The sequence below is a fragment of the Actinocorallia aurea genome, from assembly GCF_054783995.1.
On record NZ_BAAGPQ010000006.1, the window covers coordinates 345,270 to 358,510 of the forward strand.

A 13,241-nucleotide genomic window follows, 5' to 3' on the forward strand; every position below is an offset into this window, starting at 1 on the left:
TCGTGGCTACGGTACTGCTCGTCGAGGACGACTCTCATGTCAGGCAGGCGCTGCTGCGGGAGCTGCGCGCGCTCGGACACGCCGTGAGCAGCGCAGGACGGGCGCTCGACGCACTGCGCGAGGTCGCCGCGGGCGGCCCCGAGGTCGTCGTGCTCGACCTGGGGCTGCCGGACCTCGACGGCGGCGAGGCGCTCAAGATGATGCGGGCGGTCTCCGACGTCCCCGTCATCGTCGCCACCGCGCGCGACGGCGAACAGGAGATCATCCGGCTGCTCGGCTCGGGCGCCGACGACTACCTCACCAAGCCGTTCTCGGCGGTCCACCTGCACGCCCGCATCGAGGCGGTGCTGCGGCGGGCACGCACCGCGCCGCGCAACGAGGCCCTGGTCGTCGGCGACCTGCGGATCGACACCGACCGGCGCGAGGCGAGCCTCGCCGGGGCCCCGCTCCAGCTCTCCCGGCGGGAGTTCGACCTGCTCGCGCACCTGGCCCGGCACGCGGGACGGGTCGTGCGCCGCCGGCAGTTGCTCGCCGAGGTGTGGCGGCAACCGCACGGCGACGACCAGACGATCGACGTCCATCTGTCCTGGCTCCGCCGCAAGCTCGGCGAGAGCGCCGCGAGGCCCCGCTACCTGCACACCGTCCGCGGCGTCGGCGTGATGCTCATGGCGCCGGAGTGACTAGTACTCGTAGACCTCGACGAGGGGCGGGTGCCCGTTCCAGGTGGCGAAGACCGCGGAGCCTTCGACGCCGTCGGTGAGGTCGACCCGCAGCCAGCCGACCTGCTTCCACACCTTCACCTCGAACCCGCTGTCGGGCGTCGCGGAGACCAGTTTCGCCTCGTTCTTCGTGAAGGACAGGATCACACTGCCCGACTCGACGACGTAGGTGCGCACCTCGCCTTGCGGGGCCGGGGAAGCCTCGGGGCGCCCGGTCGGCTGCTGCGCTGTGGTTCCGGCCTGCTCGGCCGGCTTGGACGACGCCGACGGCCGCGGAGACTTGGGCTCGGGGCGCGCGGACGAGCGGGTGGGGGCGGGCGTAGCCGTCGGTGCGGAGTCCTTGACGGGCTCCGCGGACGTCGCCGTCGGCGGGCGGCCCTGGATGACCGGGACCTCGGCGGCCGCGTCCGGCACCGGCAGCGCCGTGCCGCGCATGGCGTCGCCGATGCCCACCCAGGTGATCCCGACGCCCGCGGCGGTGGTGGCCGTCCACACCGCGAGAAATCCCAGTCGCACGCGCATGCCCGCCATTATCAGGGGTTCCCACGCATTCCCGCGACCGTAAGGCTCCCCGGTGCCCTTCCGAGAATTACCGGATGCCACAAAGAAGGTTGTCCACAGGTGGGAATCCGTCGTCGCGCGCATTCCTGTAGCGTCTCGCGGCAGGACCGGGCGGAAAGGAGGGCCGCGGAAATGAGAAGTGCGCTGGCGCGGGTGGCGACGGCGGTGACCGCGATGGTCGCGCTGTCGTTCGTCATCCCGCTGGGACTGCTGAACAGCCAGATGGCCTACGACCGGGCGATCACCGCGGCCGAACGGCAGGCGTCCTCGCTGGTGCCGGTGCTCACGGTCACCAGCGACCCCGCGCAGCTCGGCGCCGCACTCGGCTCAACCCCGGCCGGCGCCGCCGGGGTGATGGCGCTGCACCTGCCGGAAGGCGGGCCGCTCGGGTCCTCGCATGCCCCGCACGCGAAGCTCGCCGAGGCCGCGCGGCTGAAGCGGACCTTCACGGCCGAGACCGAAGGCGGCAAGGTGCTGCTGCGCCCCGTGGTCCTGGACTCCGATCGCACCGCGGTCATCGAGGTCTTCGTGCCGTCCGCCGAACTGGGCCAGGGGGTGCGCAAATCGTGGCTGATCCTCGTGCTCGTGGCGCTCGCGCTGGTCGGGGTCTCGGTGGCGATGGCCGATCGGCTGGCGATCCGGGTGGTCCGCGCCGCCGACGGGCTGGCCGAGGCCGTCACGCGGGTGTCCGGCGGCGATCTCAAGGCGAGGATCGCGCCAGGCGGGCCACGCGAGCTGCGCGTGGCGGGCGAGGCGTTCAACCACATGGTCGGCGAGCTCGCGCGGCTGCTGGCCGCCGAGCGCGAGGCCGGGGCCGATCTCTCGCACCGGCTCCGCACCCCGCTCACCGCGCTGCGGATCAACCTCGGCGGGCTGTCCGCCCACCCGGGAGACCCGGCGCGGCTGGCGCAGAGCCATGAGGCACTGGGCCGGCTGGAGGACGCCGTCGACGAGATCATCGCGGCCGCGCGCAGGACCGACCGGGAGCCCGCGCCGAACCAGGCGTGCGACGTGGCGGAGGTCGTCCGCACCCGGCTGGAGTTCTGGTCGGCGCTCGCCGGGGACCAGGGCCGCGACCTGCGGCTGACGCTTCCGGAAACGGGAACTCCCGTGCCGGTCGCGGCGGCGGAGCTTTCGGCGGTCGTGGACGCGCTGCTCGGCAACGTGTTCCGGCACACCGCGCACGGGACGGCCCTCCAGATCACGGTGCACCGCGGCAGGCACGCCACAGGGCTGCTCGTCGGCGACGCGGGTCCGGGGATCGCCGATCCACAGGCGGCGGCGCGGCGCGGCAGCAGCGGCGGCGGCTCGACCGGCCTCGGCCTCGACATCGCGCGGCGCCTCGCGGAGTCCACCGGCGGTTCGCTGCGCGTCGGCGCCTCCCTGCTGGGCGGCGCCCAGGTCGAGGTGTGGCTCCGCACCGACCAGCGCCCGCCATCGGGCCGCTCCGTCCGCCACGCCTCCCGCCGCGTCGCCCGCCGCGGCCCCTGGCGCAAGCGCCGCCCCGCTTCTTCCCCCCACCCAGGCGAACCCGCCTGAGCCGGGCGGGCTCGCCGAGGCCCGGCGGCCGTTTGTGACGGGCGGCGGGGCTGGGTTCGGGACGGGATTCGTGGCGGGGGAGAGGGAGGGAAATCGGGGTGGTCGTGTGCTTGGGGAGGCGGTCTTAAGAGGGCTTAAGGAAATGTTATGGGGGGCTTAGGGAAAGGGGGCGGGTGGGGCTGGGGGCGCTTTGTTTAGGCGGCTCTGATGGGTTCCTTAAGAGGAGATGAAGGGGGCGGAGGGTGGCTTTTTCGGGGCTTAGTGTCACGGGTGTCGCAGGAACGGAAGCGAGATTTCTGCGGCGCGTCCGTGCGGCGGTGATTTCCGAGGAGGCCCCATGAACAGGCACGCGAAGTTCTTTGCCCGAGCGGCCGCGGCGGTGACGGCGGCCGCGGCGCCGGTGGCGCTGACCGCTGCGCCCGCGGCGGCGCACGGGTCGATGGAGTTCCCGCTGAGCCGCGTCCTCACCTGCTACCAGGAGAACCCGGAGAACCCGAGCTCGGCCGCGTGCAAGGCGGCCGTCGCGGCGGGCGGCACCCAGCAGTTCTACGACTGGAACGGGGTGCGGATCGGCGACGCCGCCGGACGGCACCGGCAGATCATCCCCGACGGGAAGCTGTGCAGCGCGGGCGGCGCGGCGTTCACCGGGCTCGACCTCGCCCGGGCCGACTGGCCCGCCACCCAGCTCAAGGCCGGGACGGACTACACCTTCAAGTTCAAGGTGACCGCGATCCACAAGGGCGCCTTCGAGCTGTACATCACCAAGGACGGCTACAACGCCTCCCAGCCGCTCAAGTGGGCGGACCTGGAGTCCGCGCCGTTCGCCTCGGCCGCGAACCCGACGGCATCGGGCGGCTACTACCAGCTGGCCGGCCGGATCCCGGCGGGCAAGACCGGCCGCCACCTCATCTACGCGATCTGGCAGCGCAGCGACAGCCCCGAGGCCTTCTACTCCTGCTCCGACGTCGTCCTCGGCTCCGACGGTGGCACCACCACGGGCGGAGGCACGACGAGCGGCGGAGGCACGACCACCTCCTCCCCCTCGCCTACCTCGACCGCGGCATCCCCCACGGCCACGCCCACGAAGACCGGCAAGCCCGGAAAGCCTGGCAAGCCCGGCAAGACCGACCCGTCGTGCGCGCCCGCGGCCTCCGCGCACGACCACCACGGCACGACCCCGCTCACCGACACGACCCCTGCCTCCGGCACCTCGGCCCTCTCCGGCCAGGACCCCAAGGGCGTCGCCCTCATGGCCGGCGCCGCGGGCCTGATCGGCGGCGGCGTCGCGGGACTGCTCCTCACCTCCCGCCGCCGCTCCGCGAGCCACGCAAAGCCCTGACCCCGCGATCCCGGCCCCGTCGGAGGCGGGGTCTTCCCCTCCCGCCCCGCCCGCCCCGGCCGTGCAGGGCCGCGGGCACGGGGCGGGAGCGCGGGGAGCGCGGGGAGTGCGGGGAGTGCGGGGAGTGCGGGGAGTGCGGGAAGGATGGCCGGTTGCGGCTGGCACGGCATCGGGCTGGTGAGAAAGTGAATATTTCTCGATATCGGGGGTATTGCGGGCCCATCGATCAGCACGACGTGGCTCCCCGAAGGCCCTGCGGCCCGCCGGGAGGTCCCCCCGCAGAACGGAGAATGGAGTGCGCCGCACTCTGGTGAGCACGGTCATGGCCGGTGCGCTCGCGGTATCGCTGAGCGCCGTACCGGCCGAGGCCGAGCCGTTGGAACAGCAGGAATACGTCGTCCTCTACACCGAGGGCGTGGCGACGAGCAAGGCCCGCGCGGCGGTCGAGGCCGCGGGAGGCACGATCGTCGACGAGAACGCGGCGCTCGGCGTCGCGACGGTGACGACGACCGAGGCCGGGTTCACCGATGCCGTCGCCGCGTCGGCCGCTCTCGACGGCGCGGCCGAGAACCGGGCCGTCGGCTACGTGCCGAAGACGCCCCGCGCGGCCGACCCGGCCGAGGACGTCGAGAAGGTCCGCGGCGCGGGCAAGTCCCCGAAGGTGAAGGGCAAGGCCGACGCCGAGCCCCTCGACGGCCTCCAGTGGGACATGGCGCAGATCGACGCCGCCGCGGCCCACAAGGTCACCAAGGGCAGCAAGGACGTCCTCGTCGGCATCATGGACACCGGCGTCGACGCCTACCACCCCGACATCCGGCCGAACTTCGACTTCAAGCTCAGCCGGAACTTCACCACCGACCTGCCCGCCGACGCCAACGGCACCGAGATCGACGGGGCCTGCGCCGACGACCCCGACGGCTCCTGCGAGGACCCGGCGACCGTCGACGAGAACGAGCACGGCACGCACGTCGCGTCCACGATCGCGTCCCCGCTCAACGGCAAGGGCGTCGCGGGCGTCGCGCCGAACGTCCGCATCGTCAACCTGCGCACCGGCCAGGACTCCGGCTACTTCTTCCTCAAGCCCACGCTCGACGCGCTCGCCTACGCCGCCGACAACGGCGTGGACGTCGTGAACATGTCGTACTACGTGGACCCTTGGCTGTGGAACTGCGCCGCGAACCCGGCCGACAGCGCCGAGGAGCAGGAGCAGCAGCGCGTCATCATCAAGGCCGCCAACCGCGCGCTGAACTACGCGCACCGCAAGGGCGTGACGCTGGTCGCCGCGGCGGGCAACGACCTCGTCGACTACACCAAGGCGAACGAGGACGAAGGCCCCGACTACGCGACCTTCCCGGGCCAGAACCCGCGTCCGCGCGAGGTGCCCGCGTCGTGCGTGTCGATCCCGTCCGAGGGCGACCACGTCATCCCCGTCTCCTCGACCGGGATCTCCGAGCGCAAGGCGTACTACTCGAGCTTCGGCAAGGGCTACGTCGCGGTGGCGGCGCCCGGCGGCGACAAGGTCGACACCGCCGACAAGCACGTGGACGACGCGGTGGGCATCTGGGCCGCTTACCCCGAGAGCATCGGCCGCGCGTCCGGCGCCATCGACGCGGCCGGGAACCCGACCGTGCCGTGGGTCGTCAAGCAAGGCGACGCCTACTACCAGTCGCTCCAGGGCACCTCGATGGCTTCGCCACACGCGGCGGGCGTCGCGGCCCTGATCGTCAGCCGCTACGGCAAGCGCGACAAGGCGCACGGCGGGCTCACCTACAGCCCCGACCTCGTGGAGGCCCGTCTTCGCCGCACAGCCGTCGCGCACCCGTGCCCGACCCCCGCGACCTTCACCTACGAGTGGTACACCCGCGGCGGGGCCCTCGGCACGTCCACGCAGACGTGTGAAGGTTCCCTGTCGAACAACGGATTCTACGGCGAAGGCATCATCAACGCCTTCCGCGCCGTGAAGTAGCCGTCCCTCCGAGTCCGCCCGGCCGTAGCGTACGGCCGGGCGCCCTTGTGCAACCGCCGCCGACCGGGCTGAGGGCCCGGTCGGCGGCGTCTCCCCGAGGAGGCGGCGATGGCCGACATGCGGGTCGACATGCTCTTCCACGCGGCGGTGGAACTCCAGCAGCGGGACAGGTGGGACCTGGCGCTGGAGCAGCAGCGCGAGGCCGAGAAGCTGCTGCGCGCCGAGCCTTCCGGGGCCCGCCGCGACGAGCGGCTCGCCGCGCTGCTGTACGGGAAGGGCGGGTCGCTGAACGCGCTCGGCCGCCAGGCGGAGGCCGTGGAGGTGCTCGAGGAGAGCCTCGGGCTGTACACCGGGCTGGGCGCCGCGCCGACGCTGGTCGCCGACGTGCGGATGCGCCGGGCGGTCGCGCTCCGGGGCCTGGGGCGGGGCGCGTCGGCGGTCGTGGAGGCCGATGCCGCGGTCCGCGCGTATCTGCGCGCCGACCGGCCGTCCGACCTCGCCCGCGTGCTCCAGCTCGCCGCCGACGTCCTCGCCGAGTACGGCGATCCGGACGTCGCGGTCGTCGCCGCCGACCTGTGCCTGGCCATCCTGGGGCCCGCGGCGGGCCGGCCTGCCCCGGGCGACGTCCGCTACCTGTTCCAGGCGGCGCGGCGGTCCTCGGATCTGCACGCCGTCGCCGGCCGGGCCGACAGCGCGCTCACCGCGGCCGAGATCGCGTGGGGTTTCGGGCGCGAGCACGGGTTCGCGGTGCTGGCGGACGGGCTGCGCCTCGTCGTCCGGCTGCGCGAGCGGGGCGAGGCGCTCGCCGCGGAGCGCTTCCTCGGCGATCTGCGGGGCCTCGCGCCCGGAGCCGACCCGGACGCCTTCCGCCCGCCCGCCCGGTCCGTCACGTTCGCCGAGGCGATGGCGGCGAGGGGCGTCACCGGCGTCCCCGTCCACGACCCGGACGACGAGGGCGCGCCCTGCATCCCTTCGCTGCGCAGCGCCGCCCCCGCCCTGGCGACGGCCCACGCCACGCTCCTTTCGGCAGCCTGCCTGGACGCGCTCCCGGACGACGTGGCCAATGGTGTCCGCCTCGGGCTGGAGGCCCACTATCTCTTCGCTTACGCCTCCGAAGCGCGCGATCCCGACCTCCGCTACGGGTTCGCGACCCGCGGCGCGGTCTGGGCGCGCGTCCTTCTGGCGCTGACCCTCGCGCTGCGGTCGGCCGATCCCGCCCTCGCCGGCGATCTCGTCTCGTGGGGGCGCGCCGTGGTGGGCCAACTGCCGCCGACCGGTCCCGAGATCTCGGAGGTCATCGCCGCGTGGCGGCCTCTCCTCGACGCCTCCGACCTCTGACCACCGCGCTTCCGCGCCCCGCACAGCGCAGCCGGAAAAGCGTCGCAATGAGCCTGACAGTCATTTCCTCACAGGCAAAGGAGCACGGTCAAGACCGGAGCGCAAGCGGCTCCGTCCCAGCTCAGAGCACATGTCATGATCTTCGGAATTGCCCACACTCCATGCCGGATGTCAATGGCGAGGGCGGTGTCGGCGAGCGTACGCGCTCGCATATTTAGGTTGCACTGTGACCCACTCCACACACCGTCCGAACTCTGTTTACATTCACGACACATCGGCCTCGCGGTGTCCGCACCGAGGCCACGTGACGAACGTGGGTGAAGAACTTTGAGTCGAGGAAGCGTCCTCATCGTCGGGGCAGGCATCGGCGGCCTGTCCACCGCCATCGCGCTGCGGAACGCAGGCCATGACGTGAACGTCGTGGAGATCCAGGAGGACCTCCACTCGTCGGTCTTCGGTGTGGGCATCATCCAGCCCATGAACGCGCTGCGCGCGCTCGACGCGATCGGCTGCGCGCTGCCCTGCATGGAGGCCGGCTACCCCGCCCCCGCCTGGGGCAAGGTCGTCGACGTCGACGGGAACTTCCTGCGCGACATGCCGGGCGCGCGGGTGTCGGGCTCCGAACTGCCGCCCCTCAACGGCATCACCCGCCCCCAGCTGCACAAGATCCTGACGGACAAGGCCGCCGAGGTCGGCGTCACGATCGAGTACAGCAAGACGTTCACCGAGCTGACCGACGGCCCGGACCGCGTCGTCGTCGACTACTCCGACGGCACCCGCGACACCGTGGACTACGTGGTGGGCGCCGACGGCGTCTACTCCAAGGTCCGCCCGTACGTCCTCGGTGAGATGAGGCCGACGTTCCTCGGCCAGGGCGCCTACCGCGTCAACGTCCCGCGCCTGCCCGAGATCGACCGGATCATCCTCCAGACGGGCCCGGAGGGCATGGCCGGGTTCGTCCCGATCGGCCAGGACCTCGCCTACTTCTTCTACAACACCGACTTCGAGGAGGGCAGCTGGCTGGAGCCCTCCGAGCTGGGGAACCTCCTGCGCGAGCACCTGCGCCCGTTCGGCGGCCTCACCGGCTGGGTCCGCGACGACTTCTGCGACGACCCCACGAAGATCGTCTTCCGGCCGGAGGAGTGGCTGATCGCGCCCGCGCCGTGGCACCGCGGCCGGATCGTCCTCATCGGCGACGCGGTCCACGCCGTCACCCCGCACCTCGGGCAGGGCGCCGCGCAGGCGATCGAGGACGGCATCGTGCTGGCCGAGTGCCTCGCGGCGGGCGGCGGCGACCACGAGAAGGCGTTCGCGGCCTACACCGAGCGCCGCTACGACCGCTGCAGGCTCATCGTCGAGACGTGCGTGAACATCGGCAAATGGGAGATGGACCCCGCGAGCATGCAGGGCTTCGACCACGTCGCCGAGACCGAGCGCGTCCTCGCCGAGATGTGCAAGCCGATCTAGCCATGGCAGAGGCACGGACCACCCTCCCGCCCGCGGCGGACGACCGCGCGCCCCGGCGCCCGTCCGCCCGTCCGGGCCGCGCCTTCCTGGCCTCCCTCCCCGCGCGGTTCGCCGTCGTCGGGGTGTGGCTCGCCCTGTGCGTCCTTTATGGGACGCTCCAACCCGATCTGTTCCTCACCGTCCCCACCTTCCAGACGATCTTCGGCTCGCAGCAGCCGCTGGTCTTCCTCACGATGGCGCTGCTCTGCACGATCGTCGTCGGGGAGTTCGTCGACCTGTCCGTCGCCCCGCTGCTCGGGCTCGCCGCGACCGTCGTCCCCGTGCTGACGGTCCTGCACGGGTGGAACGTGTGGGCGGCCTGCCTGGTCGCGGTCGCCGCGACGGTGCTGGTCGGCGCCGTCAACGGGGCCCTCGTGGTCTTCGTCGGCGTCAACACGATCGTCGTGACGCTCGGCATGGGCACGCTCGTCGGCGGCCTGTCCCTGTGGATGTCGGACATGAACCAGGTCAGCGGCCTGGACGCGGGGTTCGCGAAGCTCGCGCTGATCAAGGTCTCCGGACTGCCGGTCTCCTTCTTCTACGGCGTGGTCCTCGTCGCCATGTTCGCCTACGTCCTGGCCTGCACCCCGCTGGGGAGGCATGTCCGGTTCGTCGGTGCGAACCGGGAGGTCGCCCGGCTCGCGGGCATCCGCACCGATCGCATCAGGTTCGGGGCGTTCGTCACCTCGGGGCTGCTGTGCGGGCTCGGCGGCGTCATCGCGGTCGCGGGGCTCGGCGGGTTCAACCCGACGGTCTCGGCCACCTACCTCCTGCCGACGTTCGCCGCGACGTTCCTCGGCACCGCCGTCGTGCAGCCGGGGCGCTTCAACCCCGTCGGCACCTTCATCGGCATCTACTTCCTGGCCACCGGCATCCTCGGCCTCCAGCTCATGGGCGTCCCCGGATGGGTCTCGGACGTGTTCTACGGCGGCGTCCTCGTGGTCGCGGTCTCGCTCTCGACGGTGCTCGCGCGCCGCAACTGATTGGAGTATCCGATGGAGAAGGAGACCCGGCGGCCCGGCGGCGCCGCACGGCGGATCGGCGCGGCGCTCGGCGCGGTCGTGCTCGCCGGATCGGTCGCCGCGTGCGGCGCGGACGACGCGGGCGCGGACGGCGCGGGCGGCGCGGGCGGCGCGGGCGACACGGCGACGTCCCCGGCCGTCGAGGCGGCGATGCGGCCGACGGAGACGTACTCGGTCCCGTCCGAGGCGATCGACCCGAGCGGCCTGACGAACCGGACGATCTACTACGTCCCGCTCAACCAGCAGGTTCCGGCGTTCGCCGTCACGGCCCAGAACCTCACCGAGGCCGCCGCGCTCGTCGGAATGAAGGTGCAGGTCTGCAACGGCGGCGCGAACCCGTCGCAGATCTCGGCGTGCGTGGACCAGGCGGTCGGCGCGCGGGCCGGGGCGATCATCGGCGACTCGTTCCCCTACGGGATGGCGCAGAACTCGCTCGACAAGGCGGTGGCGCAGAAGATCCCGGTGCTCATCACCGACCAGATCCGTCCGGACGGCGTCGCGGACTCGGGGCAGGTCGCCTACCTTCCGGGGGCCGTCCAGCAGCAGGAGGTCCTGGCCGAGTGGGTGGCGGCCGACTCGGGCGGCACGGGCAACGTGATCATCTCGATGCTGCAGGACTCGCCCTCGGCCATCGCGTACGTCAAGGACCACGCGCTGCCGAAATACGCGGCGGTCTGCGCGGAATGCGAGGTCGCCCTCAACGAGGTGTCCGCCGCGAACTTCCAGCGGATCACCCCGACGACCAGCGCCGCGCTGCTGCGCAACCCGAACGCGAACTACCTCCAGGTCGAGTTCGAGGACTTCCTCCAGCCCTCGCTCGACGCCGTCCAGCAGGCGAACCGCGGGTCGTCGCTGAAGGTCGCGGTGTCCGGCGCGACGGTCTCCGGCCTCCAGATCGTCAGGGACGGCGGACCGGTGAAGGCCGCGCTCGCCCTCCACTTCCCCTACCAGGGCTGGGCGTCGCTCGACCAGGCCATGCGCATGATGCTGGGCGCGAAGCCGCAGGAGTACACGACGCCGGTGCGGCTGTTCACCTCCGCGAACGTCGGCGAGATCGCCCTCACCGCCGAGGCGCAGGCCTCCGGCGCATGGTTCGGCACCCCGTCGTACGAGGACGGCTTCAAGAAGCTGTGGGGCGTGGGATGACCGCTCCCGCGGCGCAGGCGGCCCCGCGCCTCAGGGTGCGGGGCGTCTCCAAGACCTTCGGCGGGCACCGCGCGCTTCACAACGTCGCCTTGGACGTGCGGCCCGGTGAACTGCACGCCCTGGTCGGGCAGAACGGGTGCGGCAAGTCCACCCTGGTGAAGGTGCTGACGGGCTACCACGCACCCGATCCGGGCGGCGAGATCGCCGTCGACGGGACGCCGCTCGCCCTGCCCGTCCGGCCGCGCGCGGCCCGCGACCTCGGCGTGTCGGTCGTGCACCAGAGCCTCGGCCTGGTCGACGCCTACTCGGTCGTGGAGAACATGCGGCTCGGCAGGTTCACCCCGAAGGGCCCCGGACGGCGCATCGACCGGGCGGCCGAACGCGCGCACGCCGCCGCCGCGCTCGACCGGCTCGGCTGCGCCGTCGACCTCGACACGCAGGCCGGCGCGCTCAGCGAGCAGGACCGGGCGACCGTCGCGATCGCTCGCGCCCTCCAGGACCTCCCCGAGGGCGGCGGCCTCCTCGTGCTCGACGAGTCCACCCGCGCCCTCACCCGCGACTCCCTCGCCCACTTCTACGACCTGGTCCGGACCGTCCTCGGGCTCGGGGCCGCGGCGCTGATGGTGAACCACCGGGTGGCGGAGGTCGTCGAGCGGGCCGACCGGGTGACGGTCCTGCGCGACGGCCGGGTCGTCGCGTCCGGGCTCCGCATCGACAGGCCCGGCGCAGGCGGGCTGGGCGAGGACGACATCGTGCGGGCGATGCTCGGCAGGGAGCCCGCCGCCGTGTCCGGCCCGCCCGCGCCGGGCGGCGGGGAGCCCGCCGTGACGGCGCGCATCCGGTCGGCCGGGACGCTGCGGGACGTCGTGCTCTCCTTGGGCGAAGGCGAGATCGTCGGCGTCACCGGCGTCGTCGGATCCGGCTATGAGGAGGTGCCTTACGCGCTGGCAGGGGCCGTGCGGGCCGACGGGGAGCTGCGGATCGGCGGGCGGGTGCTGCCGCTCGGCCGCCGGAACCACCGCAGGATCCTCGCGGCAGGGGTCGCGCTCGTTCCGGAGCGCCGCGAGCAGGAGGGCCTCGCGCTCGAACTCTCGGTCCTGGACAACCTGACGCTGCCGCGCGTCGGCGCCCGCCCCGCCTGGTGGACGGGCCGCGCCTGGCAGCGCCGCGAGGCCGCCGAGATGATCGCCCGCCTCGACATCCGCCCGCCCCGCCCCGACGTCCCCGCCGGCTCCCTCAGCGGCGGCAACCAGCAGAAGGTCCAGCTCGCCAAGTGGCTCCTGGGCCGCCCGGCGCTCCTGCTCGTCCACGAGCCCACCCACGCCGTCGACGTCGGCGCCCGCCACGACATCGCCGCCGCCCTCCACCAGACCGCCGCCGAAGGCCGCCCCATCCTCGTGGCCTCCTCCGACCCCGCCGAGCTGGCCCTCCTCTGCACCCGCGTCCTCGTCCTCTCCGGCGGCGCCGTGGTCGCCGAACTCACCGGTAACCCCGACGCCGCCGCGATCACCGCGGCGGTCTTCGCCTCCTGACCAGCCGCCGTCAGGCGGGGTGCGCGTGCCGGACCCGCTCCCAGACCTTCCCGGGGACGGATCCGGCGCGGCGGCGCATCCGGGCGATGTCGAAGGTGCGCTGCTCGTTCAGTTCGAGCCAGCTCTCGCGGCCCGCACCGGTCGGGTCGTCGATGACGCCCTTGGGGATGCGCACGCAGTCATCGCGTCCGCTCCGGTCCTTGCTGGTGATCTTCAACGCGGTGACGCGGGGGCCCGTCACCTTCAGGACGAGGCAGGGCCGGTCCTTGCTCTCCTGCGAGTCCTCGAAGGGGATGTCCGCCCACCAGACGTCGCCGGGCCTCGGCCGCTCCCGGCCGTCGGTGACGGGCGCGGGGCCGCCACGCGGCCTTCCGCCCGGAGCGGACGCGGTGCCGACCACCTTGGAGACCGCGGCGCCGACCAGGGTCACCAGGATCAGGAGCAGGACCATGGCGATGAGGCCGGCGACCACTTCGCCGGAACCGAGGATCCCCACACCGCAGAGCACCACCACGGCCAGCCTCACCATGTTGATGATCTTCATCAGACCGCCCTTCCGGGTCGTTCCGAACC

At 72.8% G+C, this 13,241-nt stretch carries 11 protein-coding genes; 9 read left to right on the plus strand and 2 right to left on the minus strand.

Translation table 11 applies throughout. The features are described 5' to 3' along the window. Positions 1–2 precede the first annotated feature (2 nt). Positions 3–680: a response regulator transcription factor gene (locus tag ACYVOM_RS09940; protein ID WP_460302962.1), complete on the plus strand. Its 678-nt coding sequence runs from the start codon at positions 3–5 to the stop codon at positions 678–680. Here ACYVOM_RS09940 and ACYVOM_RS09945 read toward each other — a convergent pair whose 3' ends face one another. Further along, positions 681–1,241 (minus strand): hypothetical protein, encoded by a 561-nt coding sequence (locus ACYVOM_RS09945; protein WP_460302963.1) that lies wholly within the window; start codon positions 1,239–1,241, stop codon positions 681–683. 171 nt (positions 1,242–1,412) lie between these two features. On the opposite strand from ACYVOM_RS09945, the gene ACYVOM_RS09950 reads away from it, so the two are divergent. The 8 genes from ACYVOM_RS09950 (at position 1,413) to ACYVOM_RS09985 (ending at position 12,668) form a co-directional block, all read left to right on the plus strand. Beyond that, positions 1,413–2,819 carry a sensor histidine kinase gene (locus ACYVOM_RS09950; RefSeq protein WP_460302964.1) on the plus strand — a complete coding sequence of 469 codons (1,407 nt, stop codon included), beginning with the start codon at positions 1,413–1,415 and terminating at the stop codon, positions 2,817–2,819. A gap of 337 nt (positions 2,820–3,156) precedes the next feature. Next, the gene (locus ACYVOM_RS09955) at positions 3,157–4,158 is read left to right on the plus strand and encodes a lytic polysaccharide monooxygenase auxiliary activity family 9 protein (RefSeq protein ID WP_460302965.1); all 1,002 of its coding nucleotides are present in this window, start codon (positions 3,157–3,159) and stop codon (positions 4,156–4,158) included. A gap of 295 nt (positions 4,159–4,453) precedes the next feature. Continuing rightward, positions 4,454–6,124 carry a S8 family peptidase gene (locus ACYVOM_RS09960; protein ID WP_460302966.1) on the plus strand — a complete coding sequence of 557 codons (1,671 nt, stop codon included), beginning with the start codon at positions 4,454–4,456 and terminating at the stop codon, positions 6,122–6,124. Positions 6,125–6,232: 108 nt separating this feature from the next. After that, positions 6,233–7,462: a hypothetical protein gene (locus tag ACYVOM_RS09965; RefSeq protein ID WP_460302967.1), complete on the plus strand. Its 1,230-nt coding sequence runs from the start codon at positions 6,233–6,235 to the stop codon at positions 7,460–7,462. A 327-nt stretch (positions 7,463–7,789) separates the two neighbouring features. Then, entirely contained in the window at positions 7,790–8,929 is a 1,140-nt protein-coding gene (locus ACYVOM_RS09970; RefSeq protein WP_460302968.1) for an FAD-dependent monooxygenase, read from the plus strand. Positions 8,930–8,931: 2 nt separating this feature from the next. Beyond that, entirely contained in the window at positions 8,932–9,951 is a 1,020-nt protein-coding gene (locus ACYVOM_RS09975) for an ABC transporter permease (protein ID WP_460302969.1), read from the plus strand. A gap of 12 nt (positions 9,952–9,963) precedes the next feature. After that, complete coding sequence (locus ACYVOM_RS09980) at positions 9,964–11,136, plus strand: sugar ABC transporter substrate-binding protein (RefSeq protein ID WP_460302970.1); 1,173 nt, start codon at positions 9,964–9,966, stop codon at positions 11,134–11,136. Beyond that, positions 11,133–12,668 (plus strand): ATP-binding cassette domain-containing protein, encoded by a 1,536-nt coding sequence (locus tag ACYVOM_RS09985; RefSeq protein ID WP_460302971.1) that lies wholly within the window; start codon positions 11,133–11,135, stop codon positions 12,666–12,668. The genes ACYVOM_RS09980 and ACYVOM_RS09985 overlap by 4 nt, the downstream gene beginning before the upstream one ends. 10 nt (positions 12,669–12,678) lie before the next feature. On the opposite strand, the gene ACYVOM_RS09990 is transcribed toward ACYVOM_RS09985, so the two are convergent. Beyond that, positions 12,679–13,212, minus strand: a complete 534-nt coding sequence (locus tag ACYVOM_RS09990; RefSeq protein ID WP_460302972.1) for a type II toxin-antitoxin system PemK/MazF family toxin — start codon at positions 13,210–13,212, stop codon at positions 12,679–12,681. Positions 13,213–13,241 lie beyond the last annotated feature (29 nt).

Bases quoted from the DNA above. Each gene is read 5' to 3' on its own strand.
- ACYVOM_RS09975 (WP_460302969.1), top strand. From the start codon at position 8,932: ATGGCAGAGGCACGGACCACCCTCCCGCCCGCGGCGGACGACCGCGCG.
- ACYVOM_RS09985 (WP_460302971.1), top strand. From the start codon at position 11,133: ATGACCGCTCCCGCGGCGCAGGCGGCCCCGCGCCTCAGGGTGCGGGGC.
- ACYVOM_RS09950 (WP_460302964.1), top strand. From the start codon at position 1,413: ATGAGAAGTGCGCTGGCGCGGGTGGCGACGGCGGTGACCGCGATGGTC.
- ACYVOM_RS09965 (WP_460302967.1), top strand. From the start codon at position 6,233: ATGGCCGACATGCGGGTCGACATGCTCTTCCACGCGGCGGTGGAACTC.
- ACYVOM_RS09990 (WP_460302972.1), bottom strand. From the start codon at position 13,212: ATGAAGATCATCAACATGGTGAGGCTGGCCGTGGTGGTGCTCTGCGGT.
- ACYVOM_RS09980 (WP_460302970.1), top strand. From the start codon at position 9,964: ATGGAGAAGGAGACCCGGCGGCCCGGCGGCGCCGCACGGCGGATCGGC.
- ACYVOM_RS09945 (WP_460302963.1), bottom strand. From the start codon at position 1,241: ATGCGCGTGCGACTGGGATTTCTCGCGGTGTGGACGGCCACCACCGCC.
- ACYVOM_RS09955 (WP_460302965.1), top strand. From the start codon at position 3,157: ATGAACAGGCACGCGAAGTTCTTTGCCCGAGCGGCCGCGGCGGTGACG.